This window comes from Rothia sp. HMSC072B03, assembly GCF_001809565.1.
In the GTDB taxonomy this organism is placed as follows: Bacteria; Actinomycetota; Actinomycetes; order Actinomycetales; family Micrococcaceae; genus Rothia; species Rothia mucilaginosa_A.
The window spans coordinates 19,408-38,883 of the sequence record NZ_KV797967.1 but is presented as its reverse complement, the minus strand read 5'-3'; the positions used below and the strand labels follow the sequence as shown (position 1 = coordinate 38,883).

The following is a 19,476-nucleotide window of genomic DNA, read 5'->3' as shown; positions in this document are numbered from 1 at the left end:
CATCCGTATCCGATGCGCACGGACCGATTTATATCTGCCGGCGTCCTTTCAGGTCGGGGAAGGGGGGACCCGATAGCTCCCGATAACTCTTACCAGGGTGGAATGTGACGGAATATGACGGGTCGTTAAGCCCCCAAGTCACAAAGCTCAACTCCCGGCGAACCACCCCAACCACGCTGGCATAATGGGGACAGCAAACCATCGCGCCCACACACGGCGCACCCAACAGGAGAGAGAACCCATGAGCGAGAACACCAACCGCACCGTACGCGTGCGTGCCAGCGAACTCGAAGGCCGAGCCTGGCTCAACACCGGCGACAAGAACCTCACCCTGCAGGACCTACGCGGCAAAATCGTTATTCTCGACTTCTGGACCCTCTGCTGCATCAACTGCCTGCACGTGCTCGACGAACTGCGCCCCCTCGAAGAAGAATTCTCCGACGTGCTCGTCACCGTCGGCGTGCACAGCCCCAAATTCGAGCACGAAGCCGACCCCGTAGCACTCGCCGCGGCCGTCGACCGCTACCACATCACCCACCCCGTACTCGACGACCCCGAGCTGACCACCTGGCAGGCCTACACCGCCCGCGCATGGCCCACCCTCGTCGTCGTCGACCCCGAAGGCTACATCGTCGCCCACCTCTCCGGCGAAGGCCACGTGCAGGGCCTCACCTCCCTCGTGCGCGAGCTCGTCGCCGAACACGAAGCGAAGGGTACCCTGCACCGCGGCGACGGCCCCTACGTGCCCCGCCCCAAGGCCGCCGGCACCTACGCCTTCCCCGGTAAAGCCATCGAACTGCCCGCCGAATTCGGCCCCGCAAACCTCTTCGGCAACCGCGAGCGCACCTACCTCGTCGCCGATAGCGCACGCCACCGCATCCTGCAGGTAGCCGCCGACCTCAACACCGTCATCAACGCCTACGGTGGCGGCGACGACCCCGTAAACCACCCCGTCAAGGGCCACGTCGACGGCACCGGCACCGAAGCACGCTTCAACGAGCCCGCCGGCCTCGCCCTCGTACCCGAGAACCTGCGCGAGCAGCTCGGCTACGACGTGCTCGTCGCCGACACCGTCAACCACCGCCTGCGCTCCCTCAACCTGCGCACCGGCGAAGTACGCACCCTCGCGGGTAACGGCGTGCAGCGCGTCATCGACGGCGACAACGCCGTCACCGGCGACCCCAACCACATCCCCGCCGGCGTACCCGCCACCGAGATTGCGCTCTCCTCGCCCTGGGATGCGGTCTACTCCCGTGAAGCCGGTCAGTTCATCATCGCCATGGCAGGCACCCACCAGCTCTTCGGCTACGAACCCGTCACCGGCGGCCTCAGCATCTTCGCAGGCTCCGGCGTGGAGGGCCTCGCCGACGGCCCCGCCGCCGACGCCTGGTTCGCCCAGCCCTCCGGCATTATCGAAGCACGCGACGGTAGCCTCTGGGTTGCATGCTCCGAAACCAGCGGCCTGCGCCACATCACCTTCACCGAGGACGGCGTACAGGTCACCTCCGCAGTCGGCAAGGGCCTGTTCGACTTCGGCTTCGTCGACGGCGACTCCGACACCGCCCGCATGCAGCACCCCCTCGGCCTGACCGAACTGCCCGACGGCTCCATCGCAGTCGCAGACACCTACAACGGCGCTATCCGCCGCTGGGACCCGGTGACCGGCACGCTCGGCACCCTCGAACGAGGCCTCGACGAGCCCTCCGACCTGCTCGTCGAAGAGGTACCCGGCGAGGACCCGCGCCTCATCATCGTGGAAACCAACGCGCACCAGCTCGTGCGCGCCTCCATTCCCGCGAAGGCACAGCACGTTGACGAAGGCGCTATCACCACCGCGCGCCCCTCCACCAAGCTCACCGGCGGCACCCTCGAATTCGTCTCACGATTCACCGTGCCCACCGGCCAGAAGCTCGACACCCGCTGGGGCGACCCCACCCAGCTGAAGATCTCCTCCACCCCCGAGAACTTCATCCTGGAAGGTGCCGGCACCTCTACCGGACTGACCCGCACCCTCGTGCTCAACCCCGAAATTACCGAGGCGGTCCTACACATCACCGCCCGCGCCGCCGCCTGCGACGGCACCCCCGACGGTGACATCCCCGAGCACGCGGCTTGCCACCTCTACCAGCAGGACTGGGGTATTCCCGTCGTCGTGACCGGTGACGAGGCAGACGAAAGCGAACTCGTCCTGGACCTGCGCGGTATCAACTAGGGGTCTATAAAAGAATCAAGGGTCAGTATTATCCTCGCTCCTACAGGGACACCCGTCCTCGCTTCGCTCGGACACCCTGATGTCGCTACGGATAATACTGACCCTTTTCTGCTGTGCCGCCCTGATACCGCTGCGGATAGTACCGGTTCCCTTTGTACTTTTAGGATTGTGGGACGCGAAAGGGCCGGGTCATCTTCGCTCCTACAGGGGCACCCGTCCTCGCTTCGCTCGGACACCCTGATGTCGCGTTCAGAGCATACTGGCTCTCGTTTTTAGAAGGTGACGTGCACCGCCTTCGCGTCCGCCTCCACCGAGGCCTTCAGCGTAAACGGAATCTCCTTCTGCACCTGCGAGCGCACACCCGTGTACAGATCCAGCTGCGTAAACGACACCTTCACCGTGCCCTTCATCGGCTGCACCGACCACACACCCGAGGCATTCACGCTCACCTGCGGATCCGCGACCTTCTCAACGGTCCACTGAACCGTCGAATCCACACGGCCGCCGAAGCTGTACTCAAACGGGCAACCCGTCGGGTACAGCGCGTTCTGGGCCGCGCACTTCTGCAGATGGTCGTTAATCTGCTCCTTAACCGAAGCCAACGCGTTATCGCTCGGCTTCAAATCGACGCGCGCCACGTGCTCACCCTGGTTATTCGTGACCGTCTCCGTCACCTTCTGAGCCGTGTACACCGTCGAATCGTACGAGACAGCGTACGTACCCGGGTAGAACACCGGGAACGTCGCCTCGCCCTCGTCCACCGCGACCTTACGGTTATTAATCGTCGCGGCCTCCACGCCCTGAATATTCACCTTCACCGTAGGCAGGGTATCGCCATCGATAGCCCACTTATCGAAAAAGCCCCAGTGGGTACCCGAATGATGCAGATGGAAATCCGTGTGCTGCGGCTGCCCGTCCAGAGTGTAGGACGCGCGCACCGTCGCCTGCCGGCCGTCCTCGCTCGTCTCAACGACCTCGTAATCCACCCGCGACATCGAGGCGACCGAACGCTTCAGCGCCTCGCCGTCCAGCAGTGCCGCATCCCCGGCAGGAATCTGGGCGTTCAACAGGCCACGCGCATGCGAACCGTTCCCCACGCGCAGGGCATGGAAATACTCCCGCACCTGGCCGGTCGGGCCGTACACCAGCTTATTCGTCATAATCAGTGCCGCCGCCGCAATCGAGGCCGCCACCACAACACCGATCATCCACAGGGCCAGGACCCGTTCCACAGGAGAAAAATTACGCATAGAACCAGGGTAACGCAGGTAGTCCGGCTAGGATTCACGACGACCACACACTAAAGTGGAGTGTATGGCAGAACGCGCTCACGAAGTACCCGCCAAATACGGCGAAGTCCACGAACTATTCCACCCCCGCATGCGCTCCTATGGCAGGCGCATTGAGGCGTCCATCCCCGGCACCATCGTGCTTGTCGCCGCGCTCGCCTTCATCTTCTACAAACGACCCGCGCTGCCGTACACCATCCTTGTGCTACTCATCGGCACTATCGCCGGCATCAACCTCTACTCGGTGCTCAAACCGACCATTATCGTCATCACCAAGACCCACGTGCTACGTGCCCGTACCTTCGGTTGGTTCGCCGTACCCCGCGCCGACATCAGCCACACCATCTTCGCGGAGAAGCTCTACCCCAAGAAGGCCTACGGCCAAAACCTCAAAACCATGGCCGGACGCATCCGCTACCGCAGCTTCCCCGCCATGTGGGCCGTCGACAAGGACGGCAAGCAGCTCATGCGTCTCGACGGGCGAGTCTGGGACGGCAAAACCATGCGTGAGGTTTCGTCGAAGCTCTCGGCCAAAACCACCATCTACAAGCAGATCAACGTCATCAGCATGGACAAGGAACACAAGGGCCTCATCACCTTCAACGAGCTGCACCCCGGCTGGCGTTCCAGCCTGCTGACCATCCTCGCGGTCATCGTCGTGGTCATCCTCTTCGCGGCCTCCTTCCTGCCCGAAGAGATCGCCCGCAACATCTATATGATCCACTAGGCAGACGCGTAAAGGCCCGGCACCCACCCCGCAATGGGGGAGGCGCCGGGCCTTTTGCGAGCCTTGCCTAGCTCTTAAAGCTGAGCCTAGTTCTCGGGGCGAGAGAGCACCGCCACCAGGAACTCTGAGGAGCCCTCCTGATAGGGGTGCAACTGCCACGAGGAGTAGGTGTTATCGACGTTCAGGCCGACCTCGCGGGCATCGGCCAGGAACTGCTCGAACGCGTAATCGCGGCCCGGACCGGAGCCGTAACCCACCACCGCACGGCCGCCGGGGGCCAGCACGCGGCGGAAGTTCTCCACCACCGGCTTACGGGTCGAACGGGCGAGGAAACCCATCACGTTACCGGCACACACCAGAAGCTCGAAACCGTTCTCTGCGGTGGCATCACCCTCGATGCCCAGCACCTCCGGCAGATCCACCAGGTCGGCGGTAATCCACGTAGCATCCGGGCAGACGCGGCGTGCCTCTTCGATGAGCTCGGGGTCAATGTCAACGCCGGTCACGCGGTGGCCCAGGGCGTGCAGCTGCTTGCCCACACGGCCCGGACCCGAGCCCGCGTCCAGAATCTTCGCGCCGCGCGACGCCAGGGCGTTCACCATGCGGGACTCACCGGCCATATCGTTGCCCTCGGCCTCCATGGCCTTGAAGCGGTCGATGTACCACTGCGAGTGATTCGGGTTGGTCTCCTTCTTGACGAGCCACAGGGACTTCTCGCGCTCGCCCGGCGCGTTGAAACTCAGCATTGCCATAAATACTCCTTTGACAGGGTTGAGGATGCGCCAACCGCCACCAGGCAAGGTGACCGCGGCATATAAGCGGTGTGTGCGCTACGTACTAGCATAGCCCCACCCGGCACCTGCCGGTAAGGGCAGTAAGAGCCGGACGGGGCTATCGGAAGCGCTACAGAGGCGCTACAGGGACTGGACGATAGGAGCGTGTTTAGAGGTGGTCGCCCTCAACATTCGACGGACCCGCTGCAAACGCCTTACGGATCTGCTCCTGGCGCTCCTCCTCAGCCAGACGAGCAGCCTCGGCGAACTGCGCCTCAATATCGCCCATCAGCGCCTCGACCTCCTCGAGACCAACCGCCGGGCCTCCGGCCATCAGGCCGTCAGAGCCCAGCACGACGGCCAGCGGCACGCCGTAACCGAAGTTCGCCGCGCTCGCCGACTCACGGTCAATCAGCGGGGTCAGGCCCTCGGGAAAACTACCGTTATTGCGCGACTTATTCAGCGACTCCAGGGAGGAGTACACCGGGTGCAGGGCCACCTGCGGCAGACGCTCCTGCCACTGCGGCATAGTCTTCAGGAACTTGACGCAACCACCGCAGGTCGCCGAGACGAACACAAGCACGCGCGCCTGAGTCTTCGCAATCTCGCGCATGGTCGTGCGGCGGCCATCCTCAAGATAGAGGGCGCCCAGCGGGATGGGCATGCGCACGTACAGCTCCTCGCCGTTCTCGTCGTACACCGGCTCGGGCAGGATAACCTGCGGACGCTCATCCGCCGCACCCAGGGCGTCGCCGCGGCGTACCGCATCCAGGGTTGCCGCGATGAGGGCGGCCCCGCCCGCCCAGAGCCAGCCGGAGGCATCCAGTGAGAACAGCGTGAAGAGCACACCTGCGCTGCCGGCCAGGGCCGCCGCGTGGGTACCCGCCGCAGCCACCAGCAGCGACAGATTGCGGAAAAGTGTGTAGCGACTGACCGGGGCCGTCGACCCAGAACCGAAACAATTGCAGCCCGCAGTGCGTCCCGTCGCCAGGGCGCGGGCAATCACCACCGTGTAGAAAATCATCAGGACCAGAGCCAGGCCCGAGGCGATTACGGCGGGCAGCCGCACGGGCGACAGCAACAGGACGGCGGCTAGGGCGATCTCGAACCACGGCAGGATGAGCGACACGGCACGGGCCGGCGCAATCTTCTGCAGGCCGAGGTTTTCGATGCCGGTGACGGTGCTCTGCGGGTCCTTCGCCTTCGCAATACCACTGATGAGTAGGGTGAGAGCGATGAGGGCCGTGCACAGAACCAGGGGCACGGTGGGGAAAGTGAGCATGGGAATCCTTGAGTGAGTGTGCGAAAACAGGAGGCGGCAGCGGCAGTTTTTAGGCAGAATAAACCGCGCGACGTGCCGCCGTATTATACACGATTTTACGCCCTGCACATGGGGAATTGTCCCTACTTAAGCGCCTACCAGTTAAGCGGAAAGCGGTATGCGCCCTCGTTCCTACAGGGGCACCCGCCCTCGCTTCGCTTCGGGCACCCTGATGTCACTACGGGCGATACCGCTTTCCTTACGATTAGGCGCGCTATGCCCTTCCTCCGCTCCTGCAGGGGACCCGCCCTCGCTTCGCTTCGGGCACCCTGATGTCGCTTCCGGAAGGGATAGCTACGCCTTGCATGTGCTTAGATAGCCGTGAGGCGCACCCCGTACTCGCCCGCCAGCTGCTCATACGCCTGCACAAAGCGCTGCGCTCGCGCACCCGAGGCACAGAAAACGCCCACACGCTGATCACGCACCGACTCAAACAGGCTCAGCAGCTCCGCGGGCACGTCGGTTGCCGGCAGTAGCGACCCCTCAGCATCGCTCAGATGCGACAATGGCACATGCAGCGAGCCCTCATGCTTCACCGACTCCTCACGCTCGGGCACCTCACGCACATCCAGCAGAACCTGCGGAACCTCATGCGCCGACAAATCCACCGGCACCACACGCGCCGGATCCGGCACCGCCCCAAACGACGTACACGTACCCGACAAGGCATCATACGTCAGCAGAGTACCCGCCGCCGTCGGCAAACCACTCACAAACTTGAGCACCTCCGTCGCCATCAGCGAACCAACCACAGCCGTCGTCGCACCCAACACCCCGGCAAGCGCACACGACTCAACCGTCTGCGGAATCGTCGGAAAAATATCACGCAAATGCGCACCATCCGGCTCAAAAAGACTCACCGACCCGCCAAAACGCAAAACCGTGCCCCACACCAGCGGCAAACCCGCAACCTGCGCAGCATCCGCAATCAGATACTTCGACGCAAACGTATCCGTACAATCCACCACACAATCCGGTGCCGACGCGGCGAAAAGATCCAAAATCCAGGACGCATCCACATGCCGAATCGTTGTCTCAACCGTCAACGACGGGCACAACTCCAGGGCACGGCGCGCCGCAACCTCCGCCTTCGGCTCACCCACATCAGGCACACCAAAAAGCGGCTGACGCTGAATATTCGACAGCTCCACCGAATCAGAATCCACAATATGCAGATACCCCACACCAGCCGCCGCCAACGCCTGCACCACCGGACAACCCAAACCACCAGCACCAATCACCAACACGCGGGCAGCCGCCGCCGCATCCTGATCAAAGCCCGGCAGGCGACGCTGACGGTCCGTGCGCTCGCGATCCAGGCGCGCATGCTCCGGATTCACCGGGGTAGGGGAAAGGTTTACATCCACGAGACAAAACCCTCCGACGGCGACGACGCCTTCGCGTGCTCACGCACCGGAATACGGCCCGCCTCACGCGCCAACGCGCCCGCCTGCACCGCAAACTTCATCGCCTGAGCCATCGCCACCGGATCCTCAGCACGATTCACCGCCGACGCCAACAACACCGCATCACAACCCAGCTCCATCGCCAGGGCCGCGTCGGAGGCGGTACCCACGCCAGCATCCAGAACCACCGGAACCTGCGCGCGAGAAGCAATCAGCTCAATATTGTGCGGGTTCAAAATGCCCAGGCCGGTACCAATCGGCGCGCCCAACGGCATAACCGCCGCAACGCCCGCATCCTCCAAGCGAGCGGCAGCCACCGGATCGTCAGAGGTGTACGCGAGCACCGTGAAATCCTCGGCGACCAGCTGCTCGCAAGCGTTCAACAGCTCCACGGTGTCCGGTAGCAGGGTGTCTTCGTCGTGGATGATCTCGACCTTCACCCAGGAAGTGCCCAGCGCCTCGCGGGCGAGCATCGCGGTCATCACCGCATCGGCTGCGGTGCGGCACCCTGCGGTATTGGGCAGCGGCGCGATATTGAGCTTCTGCAGAAGCGGAAAAATGGGGGTTCCTGCGGCGTGACGGCGCATGGCAACGGTCGTCATTTCGGTACCGGATGCGATGAGCGCCTGCTCGAGCAGGTCCATGCTGGTTGCGCCTCCGGAGCCCATGATGAGGCGGGATGTGAAGGTGCGGTCGCCGATGGTGAGCGGTGTGAGGCTCATGAGTTCTCCTCTGTGGGAACGTCTAGATAACGGGGTTTGCTGGTTGGTGCGGGGCGCTACGGTGCGCCCGGTTTAGGGAACAAAAACCGAGAATATCTGTTCTTTTTTGCCGGTGAGTATCTCTCCGGTTCAGGCTGGAGAATTAGCCGCCCTGAACGGCGGTGAGGGCATCAACCCTATCTCCCTCGTTCAGCGGCATATCCAGCCACGTGGAACGCGGCACGATACTGCGGTTGAGCGCCACAGCCACGCCATTTTCGGTACCAAACTGGTCCAGGACAAGGTCAAATACGGTGCGGGCATTCGTGATTAGCGGCTCGCCGTTGTAGGTGATGATCACGCGAAATCCTTTCGTGAGGGCGCCGGGGTGCACCCGGCAGGGACTGTGTTTAGTGGGTGAATCGTGCCGGGTCGCACGCCTGCATGATGGGCGGAATCTCAGCCCCGCAGGCGACCTCCGCACCAACCTTGCCGGCGAGCGCGGCAAGCAGAATACCGTGGCGGAAATAGCCCGTGGACACGAGCTGGCGGGTGCCGTCAGCACGGGTGCGGTGCCCGAAGATGGGCAGGTCGTCCGGGGTTCCGGGGCGGGCGCCGACGTTCGCCTCCAGAAGCTCGCACTCTTCAACGGCGGGCACGAGCCGGATCGCGTCACGTAGCAGCTGGTGTACGCCGTCAATGGCGGGCAGCGTGCGGTGGTCTTCGCGGCTGGTTGCGCCGATGCACAGCTCCCCGTCAGGGCGGGGGATGAGGTAGACGGGGCGGGAGTTCACGTAGCCGCGCACTACATGCTTGAGGATGGGCCGCGGGGTGCGCAGACGCAGAATGTCCCCGTAGACGGGGCGTAGCGGGTAGTCCCCGTGCAGTGTTGCCCCTAGTCCGGTGCAGATAATGTCGCCCGCGTCCGGGTCGGTGACCCGTTCGGCGCTGAAGGTGACGCCGCGGCGGGTGAGGGCGTCTTTGAGGGCGCGCCTCATGAGCCGCGGGTGCAGTTGATGGTCACTGGGGATGCTCACGGCGCCGGCGATACGCGGCGCCAGGAGCGGTTCGAGGGTGCGTGCCTGCGTGGGGGTGACGGGGTCTGCGGGGCGGTTCATGTCCCGGTAGTAGACGCGGGTGCGTTGCAGGTGCTCGGCGTCGGCACGGTCGGCTGCGATGATGAGCGTGCCGGTGGTGTCGTAGCCGGTGGGCAGGTCGGTGGCGCGGCTGAGCCTGCCCATGAGGGAGGGGTAGGCGTCGGCGCTGGCGGTCATGAGCGGGAAGAGCGCATCCTGCTGGAATTGCACTTCTGCGATGGGCGCGAGCATACCGCCGGCGTAGTGGCTGGCGGCGGGGTAGAGCGCCGTGCCGTCGGCGGCGGTGCCGTAGTCGCTGGTTTCGGCGTCGATGAGGTGCACGCTTTCGCCGCGTTCGGTGAGCTCAAACGCGGTGGTGAGGCCAATGATTCCGCCGCCAATGATGGTGATGGTCATGGCTATGCCTGCAGTGCGGGGTTGTCGACGAAGGCGCGGACCATGGCGATTCCGGCAACCCCGGTGGTGCGGATGGCGGGGCAGTCTTCGGGGGTGATGTCGCCGATAGCTACGGTCGGTACGGCGGACAGCTCGGCAAGTTCGCGGAGCCCATCAATGCCGAGGGGCGGGCGGTTGGACTGCTTGGTAGGGCTGGGGCGGAACGGCCCGGTGCCAATGTAGTCGATCAGGTGCGCGATTTTGTTGGACTCTTCAACGAGCTGCCGGGTGCCGGTGGTCAGACCGATGACCGCGTCGGCGCCGAGGAGGGCGCGGGCGTCGGCTACGGGCAAATCATCTTGACCGATGTGCACGCCGTCAACGCGCACGCCGCGGGCACGCAACGCGAGGGCGACGTCTACACGGTCGTCGACGAGGAGCGTCTGGTGCGGCTGGATGATGCCGGCGATAGCTTCGGTGAGCTGGTAGAGCTCGCGCGCACTGATGGGTTTGGACCTGACTTGGATGCAGGTGGCGTGTTTGGCTGCCCGGACGGTTTCGAGGGGGTTGTCGCCTGTGACGAGGTAGAGGTTCAGGTCGAGGGGGCGTGCGGGGGTGGTGTAGGGGTGCGTTTCGCGGGTCATGCGGGTCTACGATTCGTCGTCGAGTAGATGTTTTTGAGCAATTCTCTCATTGAATTTCTGTGGTTAGGTTAGCACAACTGTGTGGTGAGTTGAACATCCTTCAAGCGTTGTGAGGTGTGTGCGCTTGGCACGCTATACACTTCCTTCGCTCCTGCAGGGGACCCGTCCTCGCAGGGCTCGGGCACCCTGATGTCGCTTCAGGAAGGTGTAGCGGCACCGCGCTCGCATGCGCTACAAAGAATCCTTTCATTGCAAGCCCACGGGTAGGCACCCAGACGCCCCTACGGAACCTCCACCGCACCCGGCTATTAACCCGCATATTCCGGCGAGCTGTCTGCGGTACCTCACTCCAGTATTCCCCCCCGCTTCCGCGTACACTCTTCCCAAGCCGAGCAGCCCGCGGTTCATTCCCGGCCGCACAATCCGCACCCTACCTCGCACCACAGGGAAGGGAGAAGAGAAAGGGCATGGGGAGAGGCCGGTATGTTCCGTCGCGACATCAGGGTGTCCGAAGCGGAGCGAGGACGGGTTCCCTGCAGGAGCAAGGAACATACCGCCTCTACCCGCTCAACCTAACTCAAAATAAAAAGCCTCCTACCGTAGGGTAGAAGGCTTGTGGACCAAAGGTGGTCACGATGGATACAAAACCCGGGGTGGGTGCAGGCTGAGGGCGGGTGGGTGCAAGACATTAGCGAGAACGACGAAGCCTCAGGTCACATGTACCTGAGGCTGTAGATACGTTCGTTCTACAGGCTCGTGCCGTCGTTGAACGCGATAGCGATTGTTCCGTCAGGGTGGATGGTGGCATGGTCAACGAGGGCTCGCCAGGCTTCGGACGCTTTATGCCCGCGAGCCCCGCGCTCGCGGGCATTTCTGTGTCTGGTCTACCCGGGTTCTATATTGGCCTCCGTGTGTCCGCGGCTTTCGCGGACAAAGTACGTCTGAATGGGGGATGCTTTGGTGATTTTCCCCGATAACCCGGAAGTAATGACGCACTTTGTCCGATGTACCGAGGTGACGAGCAACCTCACGGCGCCCTCCCTCAAGTGCCTCACTCGGTTCGCCGTCAGCGGCCGAGCAAGTCCTGTCGCTGGCCGAGCCGCGCAGCCGACTGACTAAGCGATGCCCTGTCAGGTGACCGCGTGTCCAGTTTCAAAAGGAGGGGGCCGCCATTTTCAATTCCTTGCATGTTAAATATCCAATACCTCGTAGGGTTTTGCTGAAAGCGCGGATTTACATTGCTCAGCCAAGTACGCATCCGCCAACTCCAGCTGTGCAATATCTGGATATACCTCTAGCGTTTTGTCACCTATTAACCAGAACTCTCGCGACCAGGTCTCAGGATGATCCCAGATTCGGTAGTTCCCTTTAGCCTCATCAGGTAAAAGCCTGCGGATTTTTGTTGCAACAGCGAGCTGCCCTTTTGCTGTTTCGTAAATTGTATTAATTTGGACGCCGCCATCCGCCGGGCGTTCAACACGGACTATCTCTCGGCCGTAAAACATCACCTTCCTCCGCGAGCCGTTTTCGTAGAGTGCTAGTTCTATTCTTCCGTAACCTTTTTCAGTGTTATGTCGGTTGGTCAAATAGTCCTGAAGCGCTTGGACGACAGCCGCTGAAACACTTTCCGCATGCTGCGCAGCTCGTTCAAATAGTTCCATATCTGCTTCTGAGACGTAAATATTCTTTGTGGGCATGTTTATAAACATACTCATACTTTCTCTGTTTGTCAACCCTGCAGAAATGTCACTGGTTCCAATTGTGAGGAGGATATCGACGGTAGACCTGGATGGCATACATGATGATGGGCGTTAAGGCAGATTGACTGCGAAGATAGGGAAGCCCGAGGTCATATACACCTGGGGCCAAGGGGGTGCAGCCGAACTACAGACTCATCCGTCGTTGAACGCGATAGCGATTGTTCCGTCAGGGTGGATGGTGGCATGGTCAACGAGGGCTCGCCAGGCTTCGGGCGTGTAGCTAATTGCGGGGTTCTCACTGCGGTATTGGTGGAACGCGGTGATGGCCGCGCGTTTGGCCTCGAGTTCGTGTAGTTGTTTTTCGAGGGACTCGACTGTGTCGAGGTGGTGCTGGTAGTCGGCTTCAAGCCTGGCATGGTCAGCCTCGAAGGCGTCAGGGTTGAAGTCGGTGTTGGCTGCAGAGCGGATGAGGGCGTTGATTTCGTCCACCACTGCGTCGCGTGCGGTGATCGCCTGGGCGAGCTTGGCCTCGAGTGCGTGAGGATTACCGAGCTGGTCGAGGGCAGCTTCGAGTACCTCGGGGCTGGGCGGTGGTGCGAGCTGACTGGGGGCCTGCTCGAACGCGGCAATCAGCTCGTCTTCGGTTACGTGCTTGGTTGCGCATGGCTGGTCGCCGGGCGGGATCGTATTTGCGGTTGCACCGCCAGATGCGCCGCTCGTAGCGGCTGCCAGCGTGCCAGGTTTTCGGCCCGTACCATCCCCCACAGCACCCGCACTCGATTTTCGAGGCGAACGGGTGGCTAAAGGAGCGTGACCTGCCAGAGCGCCTGGCTAGTTCGTGCTGGACTTGGTCCCATACGGCTGGGGCGATGATGGGCTCGTGGTTGCCGGTCACGTAGTACTGGGGTATTTCTCCTTCGTTGCTTTTGGTGGTTTTGGATAGGAAGTCCACGGTGAAGGTTTTCTGTAGCAGGGCGTCGCCCTTGTATTTTTCGTTGCACAGAATCGAGTTGATGGTGGACACGGACCAGGTCTTCTTCCCCAACCGCCAGGCCATCATCCGCCTGGTCGGAGCCGTCCTCGCCGAACAAAACGACGAATGGGCCGAAGGCCGACGCTACCTCAGCCTCGACATCCTCACCAAATCACGACTCACACCCCAACCCACCCAACAGGAGGAACCCCCACGCCAACTCAGCGCATAACCCACCCCGAAGGACACAAAACGATTACACCACTCCACAGGACTTGACCCGCCAAGCAGCCACCTCGCGAAATTCAGCACGAGCACGCCCTCCCGGGTATGGGGCTCATGCCTCGTGCGAGTGATGAGAATCTTCGGGAATGCATCCCCGATGGATAGAATCGGCGCAATCTCCCTCTCGAGCGTCGAATCGGCGCCGATATCGTCGCTCACATACACTTTCCTTCCCGGTTTCGAAACTTGGAAGGCAGTATGCGCAAGGATGCGTCGAGGTGCGATCCCAGTCGTACCATGCCAGCAGAGATGTCGAGGCACATTCGTTCATGCTGCAATGCGGGCATCGGAGATGAAAAACAGCCCGTCGGGTAGTCATGGGCGTGCGGGAGCCCGCATCAGTAACCTGCCTCCTCGGTTGTCCCTTCTTTGCATGGTCGTCTACATAAAGGAGGAACCAGCCATGCAGATCAGCATGCTTGCCCTTCTTGGGTCACGGACCGGGGAGGCGAGGGCCTCCGTCGGGACCGCCCCGAGCAACCGGCATATCCAAGGAATGACAAGGCTCGATCGCTGTGCTGGTCAGGATGCCGAAGCGGGCCGTCCGCCAATCGGAATGCGGGTCAGGATGCTGCAACGTGATTCCAGCTGCAGGATACGGCTCCTTTGCGGTTGCCGCAAAACCTGCTGGCAACATTCTTACTATCCGAATGATGTACGCATCCCTTGGGATCGTTTCGCCTGACCAGGGCCATCTTCAGCGCCTCATCGGCCAGCTCGGCAGGCGCCTCTTCCACGCGTAATAGCCCTGGCGGGTCACCTATGCAACCAAAGATACAAAAGGAATCGAATGGCCAGAGAGGATTGCCCTTACCGATGCTCGATTCTTGACAGGCAAACTCAAGCCTCGTTAATATTACATATTACATGGTTTGCCAGACCGAATTAACAAAGGAGGGGTGTCGTGGTTGGTCTTTTCCGCACGTGGATGAGCGCCTAGAAAGCGGCGCTGTTGTGGCGTCGCGCTGTTTTTCTGCACGCCATTTCACGATTGGACATAACCATGATATTTGAAACCTCTCGGGGCAGGTCTGTTCTGCTGTGCCATTCATGGCAATTCAAGCTTTGTTTCGTATGGGGCGGGGAGCTCGTTTCGACATTGACGAGTTCGATTCTCCAAATGGGTCTTATTTGGCATCTCGCCCTCACGACAGGGTCGTCTTCTCTCCTCTCCTTAGCATCGCTGGCAGGCTTTCTGCCGATTGCTTTGTTCGGAATCCTTGCGGGCGCCGTTGTCGACAGACTGCCTTTGAAACGTGTCCTCATCGGCGCCGACCTCTTCATTGCCGCGGTGGGTGCCGCCTTGGCGATTGCCTCGTTGGCCGGCAGCTTACCTGCATGGCTAATTCTCATCGCCCTGTTTCTCCGTGCAGTTGGTACTTCGTTCTACACGCCAGCCTCCCAATCTCTCACGCCCCATCTCGCCCCGCTAGAGCATCTCGTTCGCCTATCGGGGGTGACTCAGGCGATTCAGTCCGGCGGATACATTCTTGGCGCCGCGCTTGCAGCAGTGATTTATCCCGTGGCGGGCATTACCGCTATGATTGTCCTCGACGTGCTGGGAGCGCTTTTCGCTTCTTTAGCCGTCCTCGCCGCACAGATAGACGCAGGGGGCCTCGATGAAGCCGACCGCAGCTTGTCCTTTTCCAATAAGGTTCGAGAGCTCTTCTCTGAGATTTCGGACGGCTACAAGCTGATTAGGGAGTACAGGGGGCTGTTCGCCCTTCTTTGGTGCGGGTTCGTCTTCGCTTTCGCGTTCTCTCCGCTCGCGGCATTGTTCCCAATAATGACCTTGGGGCATTTTGGCGGTAGCACGGGGGATGCCGCTTTGGTGGAAATCCTTTTTTCTGCAGGCATGCTGGCTGGGTCCGGCATTTTGGCGGCCACGGGAGGGTTCCGCAATAGGTCGTTCACCATGGTCGCCGCGATTGCCGGCTTCGGCATTGCCGCAATCGTATCCGGATCGCTCGGCCCGTCATTGTTCGCTGCTTTCCTGCCGGTGAGCTTTCTTATGGGCGCATGCTCCCCGTTGTACGCGGGAACCCAGACTGCCCTTATGCAGGAGCAGATACCTCCTGAGTACCTAGGCCGCGTTTTCGGCCTCTACGGAACCATCATGGCGTGGGCCATGCCCATGGGCCTCGCAGCCCCCTCCGTTTTTGCGGATCTGCTTGGAGCTCCGTTATGGTTCGTCGGCTCTGGAGCGACCATGGTACTGCTTGCGATGGCTATGCTGCTTGCTCCGAGCGTCCGAAACGCGGGGAAAAGAGATACCGGGCAGATTCAATAGCCCAAGTATTCGAAAAAAAGAGGCAGCAGCCATCGGTTCAAGCGTCAGCCTTCAAGCCCTTGCGACGACGAGGTATTGCACCGACATTCCGCATCGCGCTCCTTATTCGTCGCCAACTATCATTTTCGGATTTGCCGGCTTGCGCAAGGTCAAAACGCTCGCGCCGGCAATTGGGCAAAGGCGAAAAATCGACGTGAGCAATCTTTTTTGGCATGGCTGCGCTTCCAGTAAAACGCTAATACACAAAAGGCGGTTCAACCTATGGAACTCATAGTCAAAGCTAAAGACATCTTTTTGGAATATGCCGGCCGCGATATCCTAGATATCGAAGAGTTGGAAATCTACTCCTACGATCGCATCGGCTTGGTGGGAGACAATGGCGCAGGCAAAACCAGCCTGCTTAAAATTCTGAGCGGCAATCTTACCATTGCGGACGCCGACGTCAGGCGCTTCGGCAGCATTGCCCTCATCGGCCAACTCGATGAACTCGACCTTGATGCGGCTCAGGACAGTGGTGAGATGCTCTCCCGTCTCAACGTCGCCGGAGTGGCGCAGGAGACGATGAGCGGCGGGGAGGAAACACGCGCCAAGATTGCCTCTGCACTCTCCCAGCATGCAAGCGCGATCTTCGCCGACGAGCCTACGAGCCACCTCGACCAAGACGGCATCCGCCTTCTCGTCGGACAACTCAAGGCATTTGATGGGGCTCTGCTCATCGTGAGCCATGACCGTCATTTTCTCGACCAGGTGGTAGACAAGATCTGGGAGCTCAAAGACGGCGGTATTTCCGAATTCTGGGGTGACTACTCCGACTATCTGCGACAGAAAGAAGAAGAGCGCAAAGCTCAGGCGACTCGATACGAAGAGGCGATGCGCGAGCGCGATCGCCTCGAAGCCGCCATCGAAAAACAACGGAAAAAAGCACGGCAGGTCGACGCCAAGCGGAAGGCTGCGAAAAAAAGCAACGAGTATGCAGGTCGATTGGGGCATCAGAAAGCAACCGGCACCAAACAGAAGAGGATGTACCAGGCGGCTAAGGACATGGAGAAGCGCCTCGAAGCGCTCGAAGGGATTGAGGCCCCAGATAGCATTCGCGCCGTGCGGTTCCGCCAGAGCAAGGCCCTGGAACTGCATAGTAAATTTCCCATCTCGGCAGACGATTTCAGCTTGAGCTTCGGCAACTGCATGCTCTATGACCACGCGAAATTCGAGATACCGCTCGGTGCCAAAGTGGCCATCACCGGTGGCAACGGTACAGGAAAGACCAGCCTGCTGAAGGCAATCGCTCGACGCGCCGACGGTATCAACATCTCTCCCAAGGCAGAGATCGGTTACTTCGAGCAAACAGGCTACAAGTTCGACGCCCGTCAGTCTGCGATCTCGTTCATGCAGGATGGTTGCGAGTACAGCATGACCGAAATTCGAGGCATCCTCGCCTCTATGGGAATCGGACCGCGCGACCTGACAAAGGACGTTGGCGTTCTCTCGGGAGGCGAAGTCATCAAGCTGCTACTCGCGAAGATGCTGCTGGGCAGATACAACATCTTGCTCATGGACGAGCCTGGAAATTACCTGGACATCAAGAGCGCCGAAGCCCTCGAGCAGATGATGAGCGCCTATGCCGGAACGATAGTGTTCGTCTCCCACGATAAGAGGCTGGTCGAGAACGTCGCAGACATTGTCTACGAAATAAAGGACACCAAGCTAGTCAAAATCTTTCAGCGCGAATAGCCCTAAATGAGCAAGAAATAATCCCCGAACGGAGACAAGGGAGTAAAACGGCAAAGAAAGAGCCTCCGTCCCAACGCAGGGAACGGAGGCTCTTTAATCGCTTTTACTCATCTCCGTCGCTGGTGGCTTTGTCATGACTCTCGTACGAAACGAAACTCAGCGGCACAGTGCGGCACTCAAAATCGCAGGTCAGAACCCTATCGGCCTACTCCCACTCGATGGCTTCAGTTTTACTGTCCCGACATTCCAGTTGTCCTCAGTTTTCGATGCCGTCTCAAACCGAGTGCCGCCAAGTAACACTATGTCGTGTTTCATCGGCTTCGGGGACAAAAGCTGGGACAACTTCAAAAACCATTTTCAAACTCAGAGTATTGAGTTTTTATTTTTGTCCCAAGGGGCACGGAGAGCCGCCTTTGGAGGCTCGATATCGACGAAAACGCCCGCTTTGAAACTCAAGTGCCTTTTCGTGTGCGAGCCGCCAGCTGCAATAGGAAGTGAATCAACGCAGGCGCCTTTCAAGCAGTTTGCAAAACTGCAGGTTGCAGGCCTTCATTGCTAGTAGGGGAAATGAGTAGTCTCAGGTGGCTTGCCCATGAGTTAGCGAGCAGGTTGGGGCTTCGTTGTTGGCGCAATCACTTCGTGCACACTCGAAAGGTCTGTTTAACTTCAGACAGGGCGCCAGTGCCTACGCGCAGTGGCGCAGATGATGGGCAGCAAGAGACAAGCATCTGCTGCCGCCCATCAGAAAGCATCGTACAGGCCATACCACACGTCGGTGTAGATGAAGTCGGCGCCCTTGATGCACTCGGTTGTCGTCGGAGACCTTGCAGTTCTCCTCGCCGATGGCCATGAGGTCGCCCATCTCCTGCGAAGGCGGGCGAGCCGTAGCTCGCCCGACCTGGTACGTCTTACAGACCGTGCTTACCGAGAGCGGCCATGCGCTCATTGATGGTGGCGCGGTATGCCGCAGCCTTCTGCTCGTCGGGCTCGCTCTGGGGGCACAGAGTGGCCAGGATGGCGCGAATGGAGTGCTTGCGGTTCTCGGCCTCGACCCAGCACAGGGAGCGCTCGGGATCGTCCATGACCTCGTCGACGACTTCCTCGCCACGGTTGGCGGGCAGGCAGTGCATGAACATGCTGTTCGGACCGGCAACGTTCATCATATCCCAGGTCACCTGGTACTTCGGATAGAACACATCCATGTAGCTGGAGCTGGAGACTTCACCTTGATTATCAACTTTATCCGAACACCTCCCACATTCATCCGCACATGTGCGGATGAATGTGGGAACCCGATACCCTGAGGGCCGGATCGGCCGGCCCCGGGAGATCGGAGGACGGCATGTCCGGAAAGAAGAAGAGCGGCTCCGCAAGGGCGGTCCCGAGGGCCTACGGAAGGCTCACGAGGCACGAGCGGGACACGGTCCAGAGGATGCTGGAGCGCAGGGCGTCGTGCAGGGAGATCGCGAGGGAGCTGGGCAGGTCGCCCTCGACGGTGAGCGCCGAGGTGGCGTCGCACAGGTTCGTGACGGCGCCGAAGGCCAGGCGCGGCGAGCGCGTGGACGCCTCCGCCGACCTGTCGGCGGCCTGCCCGCGCCTGGCGGCGTGGCCGCGCTGCTGCAACGGGTGCGGCCGGTACCGCGCGATCGGCTGCAAGCGCCGCCCCCACGTCTTCTACGAGGCCCGGGCCGCGCAGCTGTGCGCCGACTCGGTCCTCGTCTCGTCCAGGCGCGGGATAGACGCCGACGAGCCCGCCGCGGCGGCCAGGCTGGAGGCGATAAGGGACTGCCTGCGCCGGGGGCTGTCGCCCGAGCAGATGGCGGCGCGCAACGGCGGCCCGGTGGACCTGTCGCCGTCGACCATCTACCGCTGGGTCTCGGCGGGCTACGACGGCATGACCAACATGGAGCTCAGGCGCAAGGTCGGCTACAGGCCGAGGAAGCGCGCCGCGG

At 61.1% G+C, this 19,476-nt stretch carries 16 protein-coding genes and 2 pseudogenes; 6 read left to right on the top strand and 12 right to left on the bottom strand.

Annotation, left to right across the window (positions count from 1 at the left end):
• The first annotated feature begins 241 nt into the window (after window positions 1-241).
• Window positions 242-2,212, top strand: coding sequence for an NHL domain-containing thioredoxin family protein (locus HMPREF2630_RS02245; RefSeq protein ID WP_049342880.1), 1,971 nt, complete (start codon window positions 242-244; stop codon window positions 2,210-2,212).
• Between the two features lie 272 nt (window positions 2,213-2,484).
• On the opposite strand, the gene HMPREF2630_RS02240 is transcribed toward HMPREF2630_RS02245, so the two are convergent.
• Window positions 2,485-3,462, bottom strand: a complete 978-nt coding sequence (locus tag HMPREF2630_RS02240; protein WP_049342881.1) for a zinc ribbon domain-containing protein — start codon at window positions 3,460-3,462, stop codon at window positions 2,485-2,487.
• Window positions 3,463-3,526: 64 nt separating this feature from the next.
• On the opposite strand from HMPREF2630_RS02240, the gene HMPREF2630_RS02235 reads away from it, so the two are divergent.
• A complete protein-coding gene (locus HMPREF2630_RS02235) occupies window positions 3,527-4,228 on the top strand; it encodes a hypothetical protein (protein ID WP_049342882.1) in 702 nt (233 codons plus the stop codon).
• An 86-nt stretch (window positions 4,229-4,314) separates the two neighbouring features.
• Here HMPREF2630_RS02235 and HMPREF2630_RS02230 read toward each other — a convergent pair whose 3' ends face one another.
• The 10 genes and pseudogenes from HMPREF2630_RS02230 to HMPREF2630_RS09275 form a co-directional block, all read right to left on the bottom strand.
• The gene (locus HMPREF2630_RS02230; RefSeq protein WP_049342883.1) at window positions 4,315-4,980 is read right to left on the bottom strand and encodes a class I SAM-dependent methyltransferase; all 666 of its coding nucleotides are present in this window, start codon (window positions 4,978-4,980) and stop codon (window positions 4,315-4,317) included.
• A gap of 190 nt (window positions 4,981-5,170) precedes the next feature.
• Window positions 5,171-6,283 carry a MauE/DoxX family redox-associated membrane protein gene (locus tag HMPREF2630_RS02225; RefSeq protein WP_049342884.1) on the bottom strand — a complete coding sequence of 371 codons (1,113 nt, stop codon included), beginning with the start codon at window positions 6,281-6,283 and terminating at the stop codon, window positions 5,171-5,173.
• Window positions 6,284-6,633: 350 nt separating this feature from the next.
• Window positions 6,634-7,689: a ThiF family adenylyltransferase gene (locus tag HMPREF2630_RS02220; RefSeq protein ID WP_049342885.1), complete on the bottom strand. Its 1,056-nt coding sequence runs from the start codon at window positions 7,687-7,689 to the stop codon at window positions 6,634-6,636.
• A complete protein-coding gene (locus tag HMPREF2630_RS02215) occupies window positions 7,680-8,450 on the bottom strand; it encodes a thiazole synthase (RefSeq protein WP_005509016.1) in 771 nt (256 codons plus the stop codon). Before HMPREF2630_RS02215 ends, HMPREF2630_RS02220 begins: the two co-directional genes overlap by 10 nt.
• Window positions 8,451-8,592: 142 nt before the next feature.
• Complete coding sequence (gene thiS, locus HMPREF2630_RS02210) at window positions 8,593-8,790, bottom strand: sulfur carrier protein ThiS (RefSeq protein ID WP_049342886.1); 198 nt, start codon at window positions 8,788-8,790, stop codon at window positions 8,593-8,595.
• 49 nt (window positions 8,791-8,839) lie between these two features.
• Window positions 8,840-9,922, bottom strand: a complete 1,083-nt coding sequence (gene thiO, locus HMPREF2630_RS02205) for a glycine oxidase ThiO (RefSeq protein WP_049342887.1) — start codon at window positions 9,920-9,922, stop codon at window positions 8,840-8,842.
• Between the two features lie 2 nt (window positions 9,923-9,924).
• Entirely contained in the window at window positions 9,925-10,545 is a 621-nt protein-coding gene (locus HMPREF2630_RS02200; RefSeq protein WP_005509014.1) for a thiamine phosphate synthase, read from the bottom strand.
• Window positions 10,546-11,735: 1,190 nt separating this feature from the next.
• Window positions 11,736-12,254 carry an EXLDI protein gene (locus tag HMPREF2630_RS02195; RefSeq protein ID WP_204372029.1) on the bottom strand — a complete coding sequence of 173 codons (519 nt, stop codon included), beginning with the start codon at window positions 12,252-12,254 and terminating at the stop codon, window positions 11,736-11,738.
• Between the two features lie 183 nt (window positions 12,255-12,437).
• Window positions 12,438-13,010 (bottom strand): hypothetical protein, encoded by a 573-nt coding sequence (locus HMPREF2630_RS09280; RefSeq protein ID WP_049342888.1) that lies wholly within the window; start codon window positions 13,008-13,010, stop codon window positions 12,438-12,440.
• Window positions 13,011-13,128: 118 nt separating this feature from the next.
• Window positions 13,129-13,302, bottom strand: a pseudogene (locus tag HMPREF2630_RS09275) (recombinase family protein); the annotation flags it as partial.
• On the opposite strand from HMPREF2630_RS09275, the pseudogene HMPREF2630_RS09065 reads away from it, so the two are divergent.
• The 3 genes and pseudogenes from HMPREF2630_RS09065 to abc-f form a co-directional block, all read left to right on the top strand.
• Window positions 13,253-13,450: pseudogene (locus HMPREF2630_RS09065) on the top strand (transposase); the annotation flags it as partial. The pseudogenes HMPREF2630_RS09275 and HMPREF2630_RS09065 overlap by 50 nt on opposite strands.
• Before the next feature lie 1,056 nt (window positions 13,451-14,506).
• Window positions 14,507-15,793 (top strand): MFS transporter, encoded by a 1,287-nt coding sequence (locus tag HMPREF2630_RS02180; RefSeq protein ID WP_070483189.1) that lies wholly within the window; start codon window positions 14,507-14,509, stop codon window positions 15,791-15,793.
• A gap of 261 nt (window positions 15,794-16,054) precedes the next feature.
• Window positions 16,055-17,524, top strand: coding sequence for a ribosomal protection-like ABC-F family protein (gene abc-f / locus HMPREF2630_RS02175; RefSeq protein WP_005987409.1), 1,470 nt, complete (start codon window positions 16,055-16,057; stop codon window positions 17,522-17,524).
• A 908-nt stretch (window positions 17,525-18,432) separates the two neighbouring features.
• On the opposite strand, the gene HMPREF2630_RS02170 is transcribed toward abc-f, so the two are convergent.
• Window positions 18,433-18,720, bottom strand: a complete 288-nt coding sequence (locus tag HMPREF2630_RS02170) for a Rossmann-fold NAD(P)-binding domain-containing protein (protein ID WP_204371245.1) — start codon at window positions 18,718-18,720, stop codon at window positions 18,433-18,435.
• Between the two features lie 146 nt (window positions 18,721-18,866).
• Between HMPREF2630_RS02170 and HMPREF2630_RS02165 the strand changes: the two genes are divergently transcribed.
• Window positions 18,867-19,476: helix-turn-helix domain-containing protein (locus HMPREF2630_RS02165; RefSeq protein WP_143131580.1), on the top strand; the 610-nt coding region annotated here is incomplete at its 3' end.

Bases quoted from the DNA above. Each gene is read 5' to 3' on its own strand.
- HMPREF2630_RS02245 (WP_049342880.1), top strand. From the start codon at position 242: ATGAGCGAGAACACCAACCGCACCGTACGCGTGCGTGCCAGCGAACTC.
- HMPREF2630_RS02240 (WP_049342881.1), bottom strand. From the start codon at position 3,462: ATGCGTAATTTTTCTCCTGTGGAACGGGTCCTGGCCCTGTGGATGATC.
- HMPREF2630_RS02235 (WP_049342882.1), top strand. From the start codon at position 3,527: ATGGCAGAACGCGCTCACGAAGTACCCGCCAAATACGGCGAAGTCCAC.
- HMPREF2630_RS02230 (WP_049342883.1), bottom strand. From the start codon at position 4,980: ATGGCAATGCTGAGTTTCAACGCGCCGGGCGAGCGCGAGAAGTCCCTG.
- HMPREF2630_RS02225 (WP_049342884.1), bottom strand. From the start codon at position 6,283: ATGCTCACTTTCCCCACCGTGCCCCTGGTTCTGTGCACGGCCCTCATC.
- HMPREF2630_RS02215 (WP_005509016.1), bottom strand. From the start codon at position 8,450: ATGAGCCTCACACCGCTCACCATCGGCGACCGCACCTTCACATCCCGC.
- thiO (WP_049342887.1), bottom strand. From the start codon at position 9,922: ATGACCATCACCATCATTGGCGGCGGAATCATTGGCCTCACCACCGCG.
- HMPREF2630_RS02200 (WP_005509014.1), bottom strand. From the start codon at position 10,545: ATGACCCGCGAAACGCACCCCTACACCACCCCCGCACGCCCCCTCGAC.
- HMPREF2630_RS02195 (WP_204372029.1), bottom strand. From the start codon at position 12,254: ATGTTTATAAACATGCCCACAAAGAATATTTACGTCTCAGAAGCAGAT.
- HMPREF2630_RS02180 (WP_070483189.1), top strand. From the start codon at position 14,507: ATGATATTTGAAACCTCTCGGGGCAGGTCTGTTCTGCTGTGCCATTCA.
- abc-f (WP_005987409.1), top strand. From the start codon at position 16,055: ATGGAACTCATAGTCAAAGCTAAAGACATCTTTTTGGAATATGCCGGC.